This window comes from Rhodococcus sp. 14-2496-1d (assembly GCF_002259365.1).
Taxonomy (GTDB): domain Bacteria; phylum Actinomycetota; class Actinomycetes; order Mycobacteriales; family Mycobacteriaceae; genus Rhodococcoides.
The window spans coordinates 1-17,414 of the sequence record NZ_NPFV01000019.1 but is presented as its reverse complement, the minus strand read 5'-3'; the positions used below and the strand labels follow the sequence as shown (position 1 = coordinate 17,414).

At 65.7% G+C, this 17,414-nt stretch carries 21 protein-coding genes; 3 read left to right on the top strand and 18 right to left on the bottom strand.

Annotation, left to right across the window (positions count from 1 at the left end; all coding sequences use genetic code 11):
- Positions 1–31 precede the first annotated feature (31 nt).
- From tatB to sigE, 4 genes are all read right to left on the bottom strand, one after another.
- The gene (gene tatB, locus CH296_RS16560; protein ID WP_032394097.1) at positions 32–481 is read right to left on the bottom strand and encodes a Sec-independent protein translocase protein TatB; all 450 of its coding nucleotides are present in this window, start codon (positions 479–481) and stop codon (positions 32–34) included.
- Positions 482–499: 18 nt separating this feature from the next.
- Positions 500–2,041 carry a trypsin-like peptidase domain-containing protein gene (locus CH296_RS16555; protein WP_373453973.1) on the bottom strand — a complete coding sequence of 514 codons (1,542 nt, stop codon included), beginning with the start codon at positions 2,039–2,041 and terminating at the stop codon, positions 500–502.
- Between the two features lie 84 nt (positions 2,042–2,125).
- On the bottom strand, positions 2,126–2,452 hold the full coding sequence (locus tag CH296_RS16550; protein ID WP_032394231.1) for an anti-sigma factor: 327 nt from the start codon (positions 2,450–2,452) through the stop codon (positions 2,126–2,128).
- Positions 2,453–2,468: 16 nt separating this feature from the next.
- Positions 2,469–3,095, bottom strand: coding sequence for an RNA polymerase sigma factor SigE (sigE, locus tag CH296_RS16545; RefSeq protein WP_045201066.1), 627 nt, complete (start codon positions 3,093–3,095; stop codon positions 2,469–2,471).
- A gap of 239 nt (positions 3,096–3,334) precedes the next feature.
- On the opposite strand from sigE, the gene CH296_RS16540 reads away from it, so the two are divergent.
- Positions 3,335–3,946 (top strand): O-methyltransferase, encoded by a 612-nt coding sequence (locus tag CH296_RS16540; RefSeq protein WP_032394230.1) that lies wholly within the window; start codon positions 3,335–3,337, stop codon positions 3,944–3,946.
- A 56-nt stretch (positions 3,947–4,002) separates the two neighbouring features.
- On the opposite strand, the gene glgC is transcribed toward CH296_RS16540, so the two are convergent.
- The gene (gene glgC, locus CH296_RS16535; protein WP_032394095.1) at positions 4,003–5,217 is read right to left on the bottom strand and encodes a glucose-1-phosphate adenylyltransferase; all 1,215 of its coding nucleotides are present in this window, start codon (positions 5,215–5,217) and stop codon (positions 4,003–4,005) included.
- 76 nt (positions 5,218–5,293) lie between these two features.
- Here glgC and glgA point away from each other — a divergent pair, with 76 nt between their 5' ends.
- The gene (gene glgA / locus CH296_RS16530; RefSeq protein ID WP_032394094.1) at positions 5,294–6,457 is read left to right on the top strand and encodes a glycogen synthase; all 1,164 of its coding nucleotides are present in this window, start codon (positions 5,294–5,296) and stop codon (positions 6,455–6,457) included.
- Between the two features lie 10 nt (positions 6,458–6,467).
- Here glgA and CH296_RS16525 read toward each other — a convergent pair whose 3' ends face one another.
- From CH296_RS16525 to CH296_RS28980, 12 genes are all read right to left on the bottom strand, one after another.
- A complete protein-coding gene (locus CH296_RS16525) occupies positions 6,468–7,322 on the bottom strand; it encodes a methyltransferase domain-containing protein (protein WP_094685254.1) in 855 nt (284 codons plus the stop codon).
- Positions 7,323–7,434: 112 nt separating this feature from the next.
- On the bottom strand, positions 7,435–7,602 hold the full coding sequence (locus tag CH296_RS16520) for a DUF3117 domain-containing protein (protein ID WP_008714277.1): 168 nt from the start codon (positions 7,600–7,602) through the stop codon (positions 7,435–7,437).
- 95 nt (positions 7,603–7,697) lie between these two features.
- Positions 7,698–8,306: a DNA-3-methyladenine glycosylase I gene (locus tag CH296_RS16515; RefSeq protein WP_094685253.1), complete on the bottom strand. Its 609-nt coding sequence runs from the start codon at positions 8,304–8,306 to the stop codon at positions 7,698–7,700.
- Positions 8,303–8,632 carry a DivIVA domain-containing protein gene (locus CH296_RS16510; RefSeq protein ID WP_094685252.1) on the bottom strand — a complete coding sequence of 110 codons (330 nt, stop codon included), beginning with the start codon at positions 8,630–8,632 and terminating at the stop codon, positions 8,303–8,305. The genes CH296_RS16515 and CH296_RS16510 overlap by 4 nt, the downstream gene beginning before the upstream one ends.
- Before the next feature lie 30 nt (positions 8,633–8,662).
- Complete coding sequence (locus CH296_RS16505) at positions 8,663–9,592, bottom strand: glucosyl-3-phosphoglycerate synthase (protein ID WP_032394090.1); 930 nt, start codon at positions 9,590–9,592, stop codon at positions 8,663–8,665.
- On the bottom strand, positions 9,589–10,449 hold the full coding sequence (gene folP, locus CH296_RS16500) for a dihydropteroate synthase (RefSeq protein ID WP_032394089.1): 861 nt from the start codon (positions 10,447–10,449) through the stop codon (positions 9,589–9,591). Before folP ends, CH296_RS16505 begins: the two co-directional genes overlap by 4 nt.
- A 36-nt stretch (positions 10,450–10,485) precedes the next feature.
- On the bottom strand, positions 10,486–12,261 hold the full coding sequence (locus CH296_RS16495; RefSeq protein WP_094682138.1) for a long-chain-acyl-CoA synthetase: 1,776 nt from the start codon (positions 12,259–12,261) through the stop codon (positions 10,486–10,488).
- A 92-nt stretch (positions 12,262–12,353) separates the two neighbouring features.
- On the bottom strand, positions 12,354–12,917 hold the full coding sequence (locus CH296_RS16490; protein ID WP_032394087.1) for a TIGR00730 family Rossman fold protein: 564 nt from the start codon (positions 12,915–12,917) through the stop codon (positions 12,354–12,356).
- Positions 12,914–13,720, bottom strand: coding sequence for a TIGR00730 family Rossman fold protein (locus CH296_RS16485; RefSeq protein ID WP_032394086.1), 807 nt, complete (start codon positions 13,718–13,720; stop codon positions 12,914–12,916). The genes CH296_RS16490 and CH296_RS16485 overlap by 4 nt, the downstream gene beginning before the upstream one ends.
- Positions 13,721–13,730: 10 nt before the next feature.
- Positions 13,731–14,816 carry a succinyl-diaminopimelate desuccinylase gene (dapE, locus tag CH296_RS16480; RefSeq protein WP_179277746.1) on the bottom strand — a complete coding sequence of 362 codons (1,086 nt, stop codon included), beginning with the start codon at positions 14,814–14,816 and terminating at the stop codon, positions 13,731–13,733.
- Positions 14,817–14,827: 11 nt separating this feature from the next.
- Positions 14,828–15,772 carry an SMP-30/gluconolactonase/LRE family protein gene (locus CH296_RS16475; protein ID WP_094647002.1) on the bottom strand — a complete coding sequence of 315 codons (945 nt, stop codon included), beginning with the start codon at positions 15,770–15,772 and terminating at the stop codon, positions 14,828–14,830.
- 46 nt (positions 15,773–15,818) lie between these two features.
- Positions 15,819–15,962, bottom strand: a complete 144-nt coding sequence (locus CH296_RS28980; RefSeq protein WP_158462611.1) for a hypothetical protein — start codon at positions 15,960–15,962, stop codon at positions 15,819–15,821.
- A 180-nt stretch (positions 15,963–16,142) separates the two neighbouring features.
- Between CH296_RS28980 and dapD the strand changes: the two genes are divergently transcribed.
- Positions 16,143–17,096, top strand: coding sequence for a 2,3,4,5-tetrahydropyridine-2,6-dicarboxylate N-succinyltransferase (dapD, locus tag CH296_RS16470; RefSeq protein WP_032394083.1), 954 nt, complete (start codon positions 16,143–16,145; stop codon positions 17,094–17,096).
- Between the two features lie 92 nt (positions 17,097–17,188).
- On the opposite strand, the gene CH296_RS16465 is transcribed toward dapD, so the two are convergent.
- Positions 17,189–17,414: HNH endonuclease signature motif containing protein (locus CH296_RS16465; RefSeq protein WP_143546372.1), on the bottom strand; the 226-nt coding region annotated here is incomplete at its 5' end.

The following is a 17,414-nucleotide window of genomic DNA, read 5'->3' as shown; positions in this document are numbered from 1 at the left end:
CAGCAGCGGGGTCGGCATGCGCAAAGCAGCGTCAGGTGGCGTCCGCGTCGATGGGCGGAGTGTCGCCTGCGGACAGCTTCGGCTCGTTCTTGCTCATCGACACCCCACCCTGTGATGTGTTGATCTGGGGCGTCGGGCCGCCCGAGCTTTTCGGCTTGGCGTCGAAGGGCTTGCCCTTGAAGGTGTCCTCGAGTGGGTTCTTGAAGACCGAGTCGTCTCCGTCGAGCAGATGTTTGGTGATCACTGCCCGAGGGGTCATGCCGCGAAGTTGGTTGAGATCCGCCAGCGGCTTGCGGAGGTCCTCGAAGTCGGTGCCGAGTTCGTCCTTGAGCTGCTGGCTCGCGCCGTTGGCGTAGTCCTTGACCTGGCGGATCGACTTGGACACCCAGCTGATCGCGCCGGGGAGGCGATCGGGGCCGAGGATGACGAGAGCTGCTACGAGGAGAATGACGAGCTCTCCCCAACCGATGTTGCCGAACACGTCTGCCAGCCTACGTCGTCAGTCCGAAACCGGCGTGACGGACAGGTCCACCAGCCGCCCGGACCGAACGAGTTGCACGGGAACGGGCTCCCCGATCGTCGTGGCCTGCACGGCGACGACCAGTTCGTCGGCGTCGCCCACTGCTCGGTCACCGACCTTGGTGATGACATCTCCTTCGACGATTCCGGCCTGCTGGGCAGGACCCCCCGAGCGGACGTTCGCCACTTCCGCGCCGGCCGAGGTGTCGTTGATGACCGAGCGGGCATTGATTCCGATGTCGGGGTGCCGCATCACGCCGTCCCGGATCAGCGCCTGTGTCACCTCGAACACCTCGTCGACCGGAATGGCGAAGCCGAGGCCGACCGATCCGCCGCTCTCGCTGCGGATGGCGGAGTTGATGCCGATCACGCGGCCCTCGAAGTCGATGAGCGGGCCACCGGAGTTGCCGGGGTTGATGGCGGCGTCGGTCTGCACGGCATCGATGACGGCATTGGTGTCGGTGCCTTCACCCGACAGGGCGACGGGTCGGTCGAGCGCGCTGACGATGCCGGAGGTGACGGTCTTGTTCAATCCCAGCGGTGAGCCGACGGCGATCACGTCCTGCCCGACGCGAACGTCGGCGGAACGACCGAGCTCGGCCACGGTGAGGTTGCCGACGTCGGTCTTGAGGACGGCGAGGTCGGTCTTGGTGTCTCGTCCGACGATGTCCGCGGGCACCTTGGTGCCGTCGGAGAAGGTCACTTCGAGGGTCGAGTTCTCCGGGTCGGATGCGGCCAGTGAGATCACGTGATTGTTCGTCACGATGTAGCCCTCACCTGCGATGACGACGCCCGAGCCGGTACCGCCGGTGTCGCCGAGCGTCACCTGGATCGACACCACGGAGGGCAGGACCGCGTCGGCGACCTTGCTGATCTGTCCGCGCGGGATGTCGTCGCCGCTGGATTGGGTCAGAGTCACTTTCTGGCTGGTCAACGCGCCGGTCACCTCGGCGGTGAGGCGACCGAACAACCCGCCGACCAATCCGATGACGAGTGCCAGAACACCGAGCACCACCAGAGCTCGGGCCGATACCGACCGCCCGAACAGCACGTCGCGCACACCGAGTTTGGTTCCCGGCGGCAGCACAGGAGGGGGCGGGGTGTCGAGCGCCGCGCTGCCGAGGGACACCCGAGCGGTGGGGTCGCGCCACGGATCTGCCGGAGCCGACGGAGCGGCGTCGTTGTCGTCCTCGGCGTTCGGGTCGCGCTGCAGCGATTCTGTGGCATCGTCCGGGCGTCCGAACGCCTCGGCGAGGATGGGATCGGGTGGACGCACCGACACACGTGAGGGAAGTTCCTCACCGGGCCTACGAGGAGAGAACGAACCGTCCACGTCGTCGGGACGTCCGAACACCGAAGCCGACACCGGATCGACGGAAGGTCGATACACCGGACGAGGTGGCAACCGCGGACCTTCCGGTCCCGCCGAGCCGATGCCGTCGGGCTCGATCTCCGATGGGTCGGTGCCTGCGGCCTCGGTGCTGGTCGAATTCGATGTCACGCGTCCGGTTACCCCTCGCATACGTCGGTGTGAGAGTTCAGTATCACTCGAGCGGTCGGCGCGGCTCGATGCAGGTGAGAAGTCGTGGGGCAGATGTCGATGCGATCAGCGTCGGCGACGGCGGACGTCGGCGACGGCGGACATGAACGTTCTCTTGGTGTGGGTCGGCCGATCCTCGCCCGCGCAGGACGGTATCTGGCTGAGCAGGCCGAGCAAGGAGTGTGGCATCGACATCTCCCCTGCTCCACGCAGTGCCTTGCGCGCCTGCTGCTGGGCCTCGACCTCGGCGGCGCACTCGGGGCACTCGGACAGGTGGTCTGCTGCGCGGAGATAGGCGGGCATTCGCAATTCGCCATCGACGTACGCCGCGATGGCCTCACTGGCCAGATGTTCGGTGGAGCTGAATCGCTTCGGCTTGCGCGCCTGCGTCATCCAACCCTCCTCGTAGCTAGTGGACACTTGCGTGACCGGAGTCGACCTTCCCGTGCACTCGAAGGTACTCGCGTAGCGCCTGGCGTCCACGGTGAATGCGACTGCGAACAGTTCCGAGCTTGACGCCCAGTGTCGCACCGATCTCCTCGTACGACAGTCCTTCGATGTCGCACAGCACGATTGCGGCACGGAACTCCGGTGCCAGCGAGTCGAGCGCGGACTGCAGATCGGGGTCGAGGCGAGCATCGTGGTAGATCTGCTCGGGGTTGGGTCGGTCCGAGGGAACGCGGTCGTAGTCCTCGGGGAGCGCCTCCATACGGATGCGGCTGCGACGACGAACCATGTCCAGGAACAGGTTGGTGGTGATGCGGTGCAGCCACCCCTCGAAGGTGCCCGGCTGGTAATTCGACAGGGAGCGGAACACGCGAATGAAGGTGTCCTGCGTCAGGTCCTCGGCGTCCTGGGCGTTGCCGGACAGGCGGTAGGCCAGTCGGTAGACGCGGTCGCCGTGTTCGCGAACCAGTTCGTCCCAGGACGGCATGGTGGAGTTCTCGCCGGTCGCATCGAACACTGCGGTGCCGCTGAGATCGTCGGGTGCGGGTACGGACTCGGGTAGACGCGCGCTGTCGCGATCGCCGTTGATCTTGTAAATAGTTGGATCCTCCTGCTCAGGACTGCGTACGTCCTTCTGATTCAACCGACGACTACCCTCGGATGTTCCAGCTCACACTTCGCAATCGAGATGGACCTTCGACTCCTGCACAGCCTGACGGACCCGCGTGTGGGTCCGGTATGAAACAGCTGAGGCGCACCTGAGAATGTGTGCGTGAGAATGTGCCCTGGGCACGATAGCCTCGGGGCGTGCCGACCAACGCCGAGAAGATGCTCGCCTACGCCGAAGACTCCGCTCAGGAGGACGAGGTTCTGATCGCAGCCAGAGAGCGAGCCGTCGACCTGGGTGCCGCACCGGTACCGCCGTCGGTCGGAGCGATTCTGTCCATCTTCACCCAGATGCTCGGTGCGAAGACTGTCGTCGAAATCGGTACCGGCGCTGGAATCAGCGGTCTGTGGTTGCTCGACGGGATGCGCGTGGACGGTGTGCTCACCACCATCGACACCGAGCCGGAGCACCAGCGTGCAGCCCGAGAAGCGTTCCGCGCGGGGGGAATTGCGCCCTCGCGCACCCGGCTGATCAACGGCTGGGCGCTCGATGTGCTCCCCCGGTTGGCCGACGACACCTACGATCTGGTCTTCATCGATGCCAGTCCGGCCGACCATCCGCACTTCGTCGCCGAGAGTGTTCGACTCCTGCGACCCGGTGGAGTTCTGGTGCTGCACAACGCGTTACTGGGTGGGCGAGTCGCCGACCCGACTCAGCGCGACGCCACCGCAGTTGCCGTTCGATCCGCCGCCCGGGCCATCGCCGAGGACGAGCGTCTGACGACGGTGCTGCTGCCTCTGGGCGACGGGTTGATCTGCGCGTCGCGAGCGTAAGCATGTGAGTGGTTCTTCGTAGCAGACTACGAAGAACCACTCACATGCCGCAGGCTCTAGATCCAGACGCCCTTGCCGACGGAGACGACTCCCCCGGCGCTGACGTTGAAGCGTTCGCGGTCGCGTTCGTGATCGACACCGATGATCTCGCCGTCACCGACGACGACGTTCTTGTCCAGGATCGCGTGCCGCACGACGGCACCCTTGCCGATTCGGACGCCGGGCATCAGGACGCTGCCCTCGACGGTCGCACCACTGTCGATCATCACGTTGGAGCTGAGCACCGAGTTGCGGACGGTGGCCGCGGACAGGATGCAGCCGGCACCGACGACCGACTCCTGAGCCAGGCCGCCCTGGACGAACTTGGCGGGCGGCAGGTTCTCGGCCGATCCGCGGATGGGCCAGCGACGGTTGTAGAGGTTGAAGATGGGATGCACCGACACGAGGTCCATGTGGGCGTCGTAGAACGCGTCGATGGTGCCGACGTCTCGCCAGTATCCGCGGTCGCGTTCGGTGGCACCTGGAACGACGTTGTCGTTGAAGTCGTAGACCGAGGCGACGCCCGCTTCGACGAGTGCCGGAATGATGTCGCCACCCATGTCGTGGTCGGAGTCGACGTTCTCGGAGTCGGCCTTGATGGCGTCGACGAGCACCTTGGTGGTGAACACGTAGTTGCCCATCGAGGCGTAGGTGACGTCGGGATCGTCGGGGGTCCCGGGCGGCTGCGCCGGCTTCTCGAGGAACTGGGTGATCTTGCCGTTCTCGTCCGAGTCGATGCATCCGAACGCGAATGCCTCGCTACGCGGAACCCGGATGCCCGCGACGGTGACGCCGGCACCGGAGTCGATGTGCTGCTGCACCATCTGCTCCGGGTCCATCCGGTACACGTGGTCGGCTCCGAAGACCACGATGTACTCGGGGTCCTCGTCGTACACCAGGTTCAGCGACTGGAAGATGGCGTCGGCGCTGCCGGTGTACCACCGGGGCCCGAGACGCTGCTGTGCCGGGACCGGAGTGATGTACTCCCCGGCGAAACCGGACAGTCGCCATGTCTGCGAGATGTGGCGGTCCAGTGAATGGGACTTGTACTGGGTGAGCACGCAGAGCCGGAGGTAGCCGGCGTTGACGAGATTGCTCAGTACGAAGTCGATGAGTCGGTAGGCGCCCCCGAAGGGCACGGCTGGCTTGGCTCGGTCCGCGGTCATCGGGTAAAGGCGCTTACCCTCACCGCCGGCAAGCACAATCCCTAGTACGTGCGGTTGTGTCCTCACCCACTCAACCTATCCGCACCGAGAGAACCTTGCTAGCAGTACACGCACAACTGCTGGGGAATGTAGGTTCGTTCACGTGCGCGTAGCAATGATGACCAAGGAATATCCCCCGGAGATCTACGGTGGCGCAGGAGTCCATGTCACGGAGTTGACCGCGCAGCTGAAATCGCTGTGCGACGTGGACATCCACTGCATGGGCGCGCCGCGCGACACCGCGCAGGTACACGACCCCGATCCCGCACTCGCCGGAGCGAACGCCGCGTTGACGACGCTGTCGGCCGAGCTGCGGATGGCCAACGCCGCCGCCGACGCCGATGTGGTGCACTCACACACCTGGTACACCGGCCTCGCGGGCCATCTCGCCGCCGAGTTGTACGACGTTCCGCACATCCTCACCGCACACTCACTCGAACCACGGCGGCCGTGGAAGGCCGAGCAGCTCGGCGGCGGCTACCGCATCTCGTCGTGGTCCGAGCGCAATGCCGTGGAATACGCAGACGCGGTCATCGCCGTCAGCGAGGGCATGGCCAAAGATGTGCTCGACGCGTACCCGCGGCTCGATCCGAGCCGGGTTCATGTGGTGCGCAACGGAATCGACACGCAGCGGTGGTTCGCCGACCAGGGCACCGCAACTCTGGACGAGATCGGCGTCGATCGAAGCAAGCCGATCGTCGCGTTCGTCGGCCGCATCACCAGGCAGAAGGGTGTGGGCCACCTGATCGCTGCCGCCCACCACTTCGACCCGTCGATCCAACTCGTCCTGTGCGCTGGTGCCCCCGACACTCCGGAGATCGCCGCGGAAACCGAGCGGGCCGTCGCCCTGCTCGCCGAGCAGCGCGGCGGTGTGTTCTGGGTCAAGGACATGCTGCCCACCGACAAGATTCGCGAGATCCTCACTGCAGCAGCCGTCTTCGTCTGCCCCTCGGTGTACGAGCCACTGGGCATCGTCAACCTCGAGGCGATGGCCTGCGAAACTGCGGTGGTGGCATCGGATGTCGGCGGCATTCCCGAGGTCGTCGACGAGGGCCGCACCGGACGCCTGGTGCACTACAACTCCTACGAACCCGATGCCTTCGAGCGGAACCTGGCCGAGACCGTCAACGAGGTCGCCCTCGATCCCGCGCTCGCGGCAGCGATGGGCAAGGCGGGTCGAGAGCGGGCCGTCGCGGAGTTCTCCTGGGCCTCGATCGCGAAGCAGACTCTCGCCGTCTACAACGACGCTCTGGCGCGCCGCCGCTGATCGGGACGACTCAGCGATTCGTCTTGCGATAGGTCGACACCGTCACCGACGCGGTGACCTCGACGGTGTCCGGTAGCTGCGTCAGCGCCGCAGCCCGCGCCTCGGGGTCACCGTGACGCGCCGACGGGCCCATGCCGATCAGAGCCTCGATGTCGTTGTGCGAGAGCATCATCGAGTATTCCAACGGAGATTCCGTGACCGGTTCGAACAGACCGGACAACGATTCGCTCAGGCGGCGGGGCTTGTCCTCGTCGACACCGATGAGTCCCAGCGGCCCCCGCAGCTCGCGCTGATGCCGCGTCGTGGGCGTGACGACCACCAACACGCCGTCGTCGACGAGTACCCGATTCAGTTCTCCGGCGTTGCGCGGAGCGAACACGCACGTCACCGCGGACAGGGCACCCGACCGCACCGGAAGTCCGCTCCAGATGTCGGCGACCACGGACCCCAGCCGGGGATGGGACCGGGCAGCGCGCCTGGCCGCGAACTTCGACACGTCGACGCCCATCCCCCGAGCCTCGGGGTGGTCGTCGAGAACAGCCGCGAGATAGTGACCGGTTCCGACCCCGACGTCGAGCACCACCTCACCGTCCACCGGGACCCCCGCAGACACTGCTCGGGCGATCGGGTCGAAGTGCCCCTTCCCCAGGAACGCGTCGCGCGCGGCGATCATCTCGGCCGAGTCGCCGGTGAACTTGCCGCCGTCACCGGTCAGCAGACTGACGTACCCCTGCCGAGCGACATCGAACGAGTGCCCTCGATCGCACCACAGCGCCCGATCCGTGTCGCCGACGCCGAGCCCGGAGTCGACCTCGCGCGCTCGGCACTGCGGACACAGCAGCACGTCCACGACGTCGGTCAGCATCGGACACCTCCTCCGTCACGACTCTGCCGGACGGCACAGTCGTGAACACAACACAAAGCCCCGCTTGCCGTCACGGCGAGCGGGGCTGAGCGATGATCGATCGACAGAACGGTCAGCCGGTGACACCCTTCAATTCGTCACCGAGCGCCGCGGCCTCGTCGGGGGTCAATTCGACGACCAATCGGCCGCCCCCCTCGAGTGGGACGCGCATGACGATTCCTCGTCCCTCTTTGGTTGCTTCGAGGGGACCGTCCCCGGTCCGGGGCTTCATCGCCGCCATCCTCTGCTCCCTCCAGATCTGCGCCCACCAGCTCGGCGCCTAGGCCAAAAAGACAATTCCGTCGCGGGGCGACGGGTGTTGTCCCCTATTCTTCCCTATCGTCGTCGATACCGGGAACCGGAGTCGGTATTGACGACCTGCACCCAACACCCCGACAGGTGATCGTCGACCATTCCGGTGGCCTGCATCAAGGCGTAGGCAGTTGTCGGACCGACGAACCGTAGGCCCCGCCGCTTGAGCTCCTTGGCCAGAGCGGTGGACTCCGGAGTCGAGGCGGGCACATCGGAGAACTCGCTCAGTCGCGCCGGCCTAGGTTTCGGAGCGAACGACCAGAGCAGGGTGTCGAGGTCGGTATCTTCGAAATCGACGATGGCACGCGCATTGCTCATCGCAGCGTCGATCTTGAGCCTGTTGCGCACGATGGACGCGTCGTTCATCAACCGTTCGACATCGGCGTCGCCGAACCGGGCCACCAGCTCGGGATCGAATCCGGCGAATGCCGTCCGGAAGCTGTCGCGTTTGCGCAGGATCGTGATCCACGACAGGCCCGATTGGAAGGCTTCGAGACAGAGCCGCTCGTAGAGCTCGTTGCGGCCGTGGAGCGGCTGTCCCCATTCGAGATCGTGGTAGTTCCGGTACAGGTCGTCGTCGGTGGAACCCCAGGGGCAGCGCAGTCGGCCGTCCGGTCCGGCGACAGCGCTCATCGCTCGTCCGGCTCATCCGGGGACGGGGCGACCGTCTCCTGTTCCTGCTGCGCAGCCGACAGCCGCGAACGGAGCATGTCGATCTCGCCGCCCAGTCGCTCCAACGCCCAGTCGACCTCGCTGGGCTTGTAGCCGCGCAGGCTCTGCTGAAACTTCAGCGCGTGCACGTCGGCACCGGTGACGCCTTCCGCCGGCAGAACGGTCGCGGTGGTTCCCTCGGCCAGCGGGCCCAGTTCCTCACCGCGACCGAACACCGCTGACGCCACGAAGAACAATGCAGCGGCGACGACGGCAATGACGACGACGTAGATCAGCAGCGTCAACATGCCACGATCTTGTCACGACCGCCCGACACGCTACTTCAGCGAGTTCATCGCCGGTCGGTCCAGCAACGACACCTCGGTGGAGAACGGCTCGAACGAGTCGCCGTCGACCCGGAACTGCATCAGACCGGCACCGGAATCGACCATCCCGCACCGATTGAGCATCGTCCCGACGATCTGTCTGCTCATGGCCCCGAGCTCGACCAGCGGGCGGTTGCGGTGCTTGCGCACACCCAGATTCACCTGGCCGATCGCCCGCAGTCCGAGCCTGTCGTAGGTATCGAGCAGCAGCCCGATCTCCACTCCGTAGCCGGGTGCGAACGGCACCGCGGACAGAAGCTCACGCGTACCGGCATACTCACCGCCGAGGGGCTGAATGACCCCGGTCAGCTCGGGCCGAAGGGCAGCGAGCAGCGGCCTTGCCACGAGCTCGGTGACGCGTCCACCGCCGTTGGCGTCCTCGGTTCCACTGGTCCGCAACGGACGGCGGTAGTAGCCCTTGACGAGGTGGATGCCGTCGCCCATCAGCAGGGGGCCGAGCAACTTGGGCACGAACGCCGGATCGGGGTTGATCAGGTCGGAGTCGACGAACGCGATGAGATCACCGGTCGACGCGGCGACCGATCGCCACAGCACCTCGCCCTTGCCCGGTACCGGGTCCACGCCGGGTACCGCTTCTTCTCGGCTGATGACGCGTGCGCCGGCCGCTGTCGCGCGCACGGCCGTCTCGTCGGTGGAACCGGAGTCCAACACGATCAGCTCGTCGACGAGGCCACCGAGCAACGGGTGGATGGTGTCGATGACAGCGGCGACCGTCTGTTCCTCGTTCAGTGCCGGCAGTACCACCGACACCGTTCGGCCCGCTTTGGCGGCCTCGAGCTCGGCAATGGTCCACTCCGGGGTGTCCCAGCTGTTGGTCTCGGACCACGCCCTGGTGACGTCCGTTCGATCTGCAAGCGTCATGCCAGACCCCTGACCGTCCGCGCCGGGGTTCTCAGTCCCTGGATCGCTGCCACCATGTCGACGACTCTTCTGGTCGACGCAACTTCGTGCACCCGGAACATTCGGGCTCCGCCTGCTGCGGCCAATGCTGTCGCTGCCAATGTTCCCTCCAACCGGTCGGCGAGCTCTACCCCTAGAGTCTCGCCTACGAAGTCCTTGTTGCTCAGCGCCATGAGCACAGGCCACCCGGTGTTTACAAGATCGTCCACGCGACGCAACAACTCGAGCCCGTGATAGGTGTTTTTCCCGAAATCGTGCGTCGGATCGATCAGAATCGAATCTTTTTTCACCCCCTCCGCGACGGCGTTCTCCGCGGCGGCGGTGACTTCGGTGATCACGTCGGCCACCACATCGGCGTACCGAACCCGATGCGGGCGAGTGCGGGGCACCGCACCGCCGGTGTGCGAGCAGACGATGCCGACTCCTTCGGCGGCAGCGACGCGCACCAGCTCGGGGTCGGCCCCGGCCCACGTGTCGTTGATCAGATCCGCTCCGACACCGCAGGCCAGTCGAGCTACCTCGCTGCGCCAGGTGTCCACACTGATCAGCAGCTCCGGATACGCGTCCCGGATGGCCTCGACGAACGGGACGACACGGCGGATCTCCTCCTCGGCGTCGACGATGTCGCCGGGACCTGCCTTCACACCACCGATGTCGATCATGTCGGCACCCTCTGCGACAGCCCGGTGCACCGACGCCATCGCAGCGTCGTCGCTGAAATTCGCACCCCCGTCGTAGAACGAATCGGGGGTGCGATTGACGATGGCCATGACCAATGCGCGATCGTCGGCGACCGGTTTGCCGCAGAGGGTGCTCATGAAATCAATAGTGGCACGAGCGCATCTTTCGGGTGCTCAGCCCTTGGGAGCCTTGCCTGCGGCGACCTCGGCGACGTAGCCGTCGTACGCCTTCTCGTAGCCACCGGACTTGCCGCGCAGCACGTACAGGTCGCTGTCGCCGTCTTCCTCGTAGCCGAGCTTGCGCAGGGCCACCTTCTGACTCTTGAACGTCGACGTCTGCTCGAGGCTGTCGACGACCCTGACGAAGAGGGGCACCGCGTACGTGGGGAGCTTGTCGTAGAGGTGCGCGGCCGTGGACTTGCCGTCGAAGGTCTCGCCCTCGCGCAGCGTCACCGCAGCCATGCCTGCCTTGCCGTCGGTTCCCTCGATGTCGACGCCGTACACGACGGCACCGTCGATCGACGGATGCCCACCGAGCGCACCTTCGACCTGAGTGGTGGCTACGTTCTCACCCTTCCAACGGAAGGTGTCGCCGAGACGGTCGACGAATGCGACGTGCATCCAGCCCTGCTTACGAACCAGATCGCCGGTGTCGAACCACGCGTCGCCGTCCTTGAAGCCGTCGCGCACCAACTTCTTCTCGGTGGCCTTGTCGTCGGAGTAGCCGTCGAACGGTGCCCGGTCGGTCACCTTGGACAACAGCAGTCCGACCTCGCCGTTTCCGACCTTGCGGAGCTTGCCGTCCTGACCGCGCTTGGCCTTGCCGGACTCCTCGTCGTACTGGACGACGGCGTACGGGAGCGGGCAGATCCCGGCGGTCTTCTTCATGTTGAGGGCGTTGATGAACGCGATGTTGCACTCGCTTGCACCGTAGAACTCGGCGACGCGGGAGATGCCGAATCGTTCGGTGAACTCCTCCCAGATCTCCGGGCGCAGTCCGTTGCCGACGATCAGTTTCACCGAGTTGTCGCGGTCGGAGCTCTTCTTCGGCTGTGTCAGCAGGTAGCGGCACAGCTCGCCGATGTAGGTGAACGCGGTGGCCTTGTTGACCCGGATGTCGTCCCAGAAATTGCTCACCGAGAACTGCTTGCCGATGGCCATCGTCGCGCCGCCCGCGAGCACCGAGGACAGCGTCACCGTCAGCGCGTTGTTGTGGTAGAGCGGCAGGCAGCAGTAGATGACGTCGTTGCTGCGCAGCCGGACACCCATGTTGCCGAGACCGGACATGGACTTGAGCCAGCGGAAGTGGCTCATCAGGCTCGCCTTCGGCATGCCGGTGGTGCCCGAGGTGAAGATGTAGAACGCCTTCTCCTTGGCCTGGATCTCGGCGGTCACCTTCGGGTTGGCTGTCGACGCCGTCGCGGCGAGTTCGGCGAGTTTCTTCAGCGGCAGTACGGCACCGACCTTCGGCTCCCCGTCGAGCGAATCGAGCGCCTCCTGCGCGTTCTCGTCCAGTACGAGGACCTTCGCCTCGAGAATGCCCAGGCTGTGTTCGAGTACATCGCCGCGCTGGTTGTAGTTCAGCATTCCCGCGGTGGCGCCGAGTTTGACGGCGGCAAGTGCGGCGAACAGCGCCTCCGGACGGTTCTTGCTGAGGATGCCGACGACGTCGCCGCGCGTCACTCCGTGGTCTGCGAACACCGCGGCGTACTGGTTGACGAGCTCGTTCGCGTCCCGGTAGGTGATCGACTCACCCTCGAACCGCACGAACGGACGGTCGCTGTTCTTCGCGGCAGCATCCTGGAAGACCTGACCGATCGACGCCTTGTGGTCGGGTTTGCGGGTGAATCCCGCCAGGCCCTTGAGGAGACTGGGCACCTCCGTCACCATTTTCGGCAACGCGACCGCGAGGTCGGTCACTCCGATTTTCTGACGGGCATCGACAGCCATGTACTCCCCTTTGAAGACGATGTGAGATTTCTTACCCTACTTGAGAGTAACAACTTTGAGGAGCGCACTCGTCGGCCACGGTTGGTGACCTGTCACAACGTTGCACAGGCGTCCAGGGCAGCCTCGACCGACGCGGTTCTGATCAGGGCATCCACGGCGCGCTGCTGGACGAAGCCCGTGGCCAGCAGCCCGTCGATCCACTGCATCATGCCGTCGAAATGTCCGAATGGGTCGAGCATCACCATCGGCTTGCTGTGCATCCCGAGATAGCCCGCGGTCCACGTCTCGAACAGCTCCTCCAACGTCCCGATGCCACCCGGCAAGGTGATGAACGCGTCGGCGCGGTCCTCCATGATCTTCTTCCGCTCGCGCATGGTGTCGGTGACGATCAACTCGTCGGCATCGACATCGGCGACCTCGCGATGCACGAGTGCTTTGGGGATCACACCGACCGTGTTGCCGCCCGCAGCTCGCGTCGCCGCAGCAACGGCGCCCATCATCGACACGTTGCCGCCGCCCGAGACGAGCTGCCAGCCTCGTCGGCCGATCTCGGTGCCGACCTCGGCGGCGAGGTCGATGAAGGAGGAGTCGACGGGACCGGACGCGCAGTAGACGCAGACACTGATCGCGCGTTCGGTCGTGCCACGATCGCTCACTGCTGGGCCTCGCGGACGATCCGGACAGCCTCGTCGACGCTGTCGGTGCAGTGGATCAGTTCGAGGTCCTTCTCGGACACCTTGCCTTCTTTCACGAGAGTCGTCTTGATCCAATCGAGCAGTCCCGACCAGAAGTCCTTGCCCAGCAACACGATCGGGAACCTGGTGACCTTGGCCGTCTGCACCAGGGTCAGCGCCTCGAAGAGTTCGTCGAGAGTACCGAAGCCGCCGGGAAGGCACACGAACGCCTGCGAGTACTTCACGAACATGGTCTTGCGGACGAAGAAGTAGCGAAAGTTGACGCCCAGATCGACCCATTCGTTGAGGCCCTGCTCGAACGGCAGCTCGATCCCGAGCCCGATCGAGTAGCCGTCGGCCTCGCTCGCACCTCGGTTCGCCCCCTCCATCGCGCCCGGCCCACCACCGGTGATGACGGCGAAGCCCTCCTTCGCGAGAGCGGCTCCGAGTTGCCGGGCTCGGGCGTACTCGGGATGGTCGACGGGGGTGCGCGCCGAACCGAACACCGTCACGGCCTTGGGGACCTCGGCGAGTGCACCGAATCCCTCGACGAATTCGCTCTGGATACGCAGCACTCGCCAGGTGTCGGAGTGAATCCAGTTCCCCGGTCCTCGCTCGTCGAGCAGGCGCTGATCCGAGGTGGAGGTCTCGGTGTTCCGGCCACGCCGAAGTACGACGGATCCCTTGTGCTTGGCCGGCTTCTCGCTGCTGTGCCACTCGAAACTGCTGTGTTCTTCGGAACTGCCGTGTTCCTCGGAACTACCTGGGTCCTGGTCGCTGTTCATGGCGTTCAGGCTATCCGGCAGTGAGGTAGCTCCGGAGAACCTGCGTGACGTGGGTGATCTGCTCGACGGGGACGCGTTCGTCGCGCTTGTGGGCGAGATTGGGGTCGCCGGGTCCGTAGTTGACCGCCGGAATACCGAGCGCCGAGAACCGGGAGACGTCCGTCCAGCCGTACTTGGCGCGGAATTGTCCGCCCGCGGCTTCGATGAGCGCAGCCGCCGCAGGCTGGTTCAGTCCGGGAAGGGCACCCGGCGATGAGTCGGTGACCTCGAAGCCGAGATCCAGTCCCTCGACCACCTCACGAACGTGTTCGACGGCGTCGTCGACGCTGCGATCGGGTGCGAAGCGAAAGTTGACATCGAGCTCGGCGGCGTCGGGAACGACGTTGCCCGCGACCCCACCGGAGATCCGGACAGCTTGCAGCCCTTCCCGATACACGCAGCCGTCGATGTCGACGGTGCGTGCGCGATACGCCGCGAGCCGGTTCAGAACCGCGCCGAATTTGTGAATTGCATTGTCGCCCAACCAGGACCGGGCACTGTGAGCCCGTGTTCCCGACGCCGTCAACCGAACCCGCAGTGTCCCTTGGCAACCGGCCTCGATGAACCCGCCGGACGGTTCGCCGAGGATCGCGACGTCGGCGACCAGCCATTCGGGAAGTTCGCGTTCGATGCGGCCCAGCCCGTTGCGGGCAGCCGCGATCTCCTCGCAGTCGTAGAACACCAGAGTGAGATCGTGCGCAGGATTGTCGATCGTCGCGGCGAGATGCAGGAACACTGCGTCGCCCGACTTCATGTCGACGGTTCCGCAGCCGTGCAGAATGTCACCTTCGGCGCTGTCGTGTTCCCGCCTCGACGGCACGTTGTCTGCGATGGGAACCGTGTCGAGGTGCCCGGCGAGCATCACGCGCGACCCGAGCCCGAGGTTGGTCCGGGCCAGCACGGCGTTGCCACTGCGGATGATCTCGAAGCCGGTGGCCTGGTCGCGGAGCGCCCGTTCCACCTCGTCCGCAATGCGCGATTCGTCCTCGCTGACACTGGGGATGTCCACCAGCGCCGCGGTGAGGTCGATCGGGTCTGCATTCAGTTCGAGCGTCACGGGTGAAAACTCTAGGCCGTGGATCCCGGAATCTCGCGGACCACGCCGTCGAAGCCTGCCCCGAACAATCTTCCGTTCGAGAACCCCTGGTCGGAGCGACCGTAGGCGACGACGCTGGTCAACCGAGTTCCGGTGCCGATGACGCACGTCGCCCCCGGCGCATCGATGCGGACGACGGAGCCGCCTGCATTCAGGGGTACCACCGGACGTCCGGCGTCGTCGAGGGTGAGCCCGTCCGGAGCTGCGAACGAGTCGAGTCCCGTCAGGTCGAGCACGCTTTCCGGTGCCGAGGGGTCGGCGAGCGGAATACGGCTGACGCCCGGGTTCACGAAGGTGCGCGAGACGTAGAGGTACCGATCGGCGGCGTCGAGCACTGCGCCGTTGGCACTGGGGAAGCTCGCCCACGCCGGGTCGACCGAACCATCGGGGCCGATCCGGCCGATGAGCGAGCCGAAGTCGTTGGTGGCGTACACCGTTCCGTCAGCGGCGACGGCGAGTCCGTTGGCTGCGCTCAGACCGGTGGCGAACGGGGTCACGGTCAGGGTGTTCACGTCGAGCCGCACGATCCCGGCGGCCTTGACGATGTCTCCGACGAAGACGCGAGGGTCGGCCCCGTAGCCGACCAGCAGGGTGCCGTCGGGCATCCAGGCCAGGGCACCACCGCCGCCGCTGGGAACCGTCGCGATGGGGTAGGCGGCCCGCCCCGGCGCGTCGATGCGAAACACCCGGCCGGAGACGATGTCGGTGACGTAGGCCCGGCCCGACGCGTCGACCGCCAGGCCTTCCAGAGCTGCACCCGGGATCCGTGCGACCACTGCCGACGGACCGCCTGCGGCGGCGCAGGAGGGATCAGCGACTGCGGTGCCGGACCCGACGACGACGCTCCCGGCTACCACCGTCGCAGCAGCGATCGCCGTGACGACCGAACGCATACGCGCGGACTTGCTCGAACCCATGACACTCCCCCAACCTCGGCGACCCCCTGTCAGCCGATGACGATGTCTACCACGCGCCTGCGACATGCAAACCCAGGGCGACCCCGAGCACGATCGTCGTCGCCAGGGTCGTCACCAACCCTGTGAAGGACACACCGTCCGCCATCACCGAGGTCACTCCACGGATGCGGGAGTCGGGACGTGTGGTCACCGGGAAACTCTGTCAGCTTCCCCGCCGTCGATGCGTCCGCCGGCATTCCGATGCGATCACGCTCGACGGTCGAACCGATAACGAACCGACGCCGCGTCGGGAACGACGTCCAGGAACAGTCGACGTTCCCGCAATGACGGGCCAACCCGCCCTCCGGGTCCACCGCGTATTCTTCGAGCCGTGAGCGCACAGGGAGCATCAGCAGTAGGTATTGCCAACATCACGACGTCGGGCGTCGTTCTCGACACCTGGTTTCCGAACCCGGAGCTCGGGTCGGGCTTCGAGACCGGCACCGTCCGGCTCGAGGGTTCGGACGTCCCCGAGGAGCTGGCCGCTCTCGTCGGACCGGACGAGGCGCGCGGCGTCGAGGTAGTCGCAGTGCGCACCAGCATCGCCTCTCTCGACGACGCTCCGATCGACGCCCACGACGCGTATCTGCGACTGCACCTGCTTTCGCACCGGTTGATTCAGCCGCACGGGCAGAACCTCGACGGCGTGTTCGGTCTGCTGTCCAATGTGGTGTGGACCAACTTCGGGCCCGCAGCGGTGGACGGTTTCGAGACGGTGCGCGCGAAACTTCGTGCCCGCGGTCCGGTGACCGTGTACGGAGTCGACAAGTTCCCGCGCCTGGTCGACTACGTCGTTCCCACCGGTGTTCGGATCGCCGACGCCGACCGCGTTCGTCTCGGCGCGCACCTGGCCAGCGGAACGACGGTCATGCACGAGGGCTTCGTCAACTTCAACGCCGGCACGCTCGGCAACTCGATGGTCGAGGGTCGCATCTCCGCGGGCGTCGTCGTGGGCGACGGTTCCGACGTGGGCGGCGGCGCATCGATCATGGGCACGCTCTCCGGCGGCGGCAAGAATGTCATTTCCGTCGGAAAGAGCTGCCTGCTGGGCGCGAACTCCGGGCTCGGCATCTCACTCGGTGACGACTGCGTCGTCGAGGCCGGGCTCTACATCACCGCAGGAACCAAGGTGAGTGGCCCGGATGGAACAGTGGTGAAGGCGGCGACACTGTCCGGCAAGTCCAACCTACTGTTCCGTCGCAACTCGCTGTCGGGCGCTGTCGAGGTGGTGCCGTGGAAGGGCACCGGCGTCGAACTGAACGCGGCACTGCACGCCAACGACTGAGAGTCCACATCACTCGAATCAGTCTGTCCGACAATTTCTTCCAGCCCCGCACCGTGTTCTCGGTGCGGGGCTGGAGTGGTCTTTGGGCGGGTTCAGGCGATGTGTGGGCCTGCTCGGGCGTGGGATGGTCGGGGTTGTCGGTACGGGTCGACGGTTGCCGGTGGCACGAACCACGGGTGGTTGTCGGTGCCGATGAACACTTCCCAGTCACTGTGGTGGAGGAGTCGGTGGTGGAATCCGCACAGGAGGACGAGGTTGTTCATGTCGGTGGGGCCACCATCGGCCCAGTGCCGGATGTGATGCGCCTCTGTCCAGGCG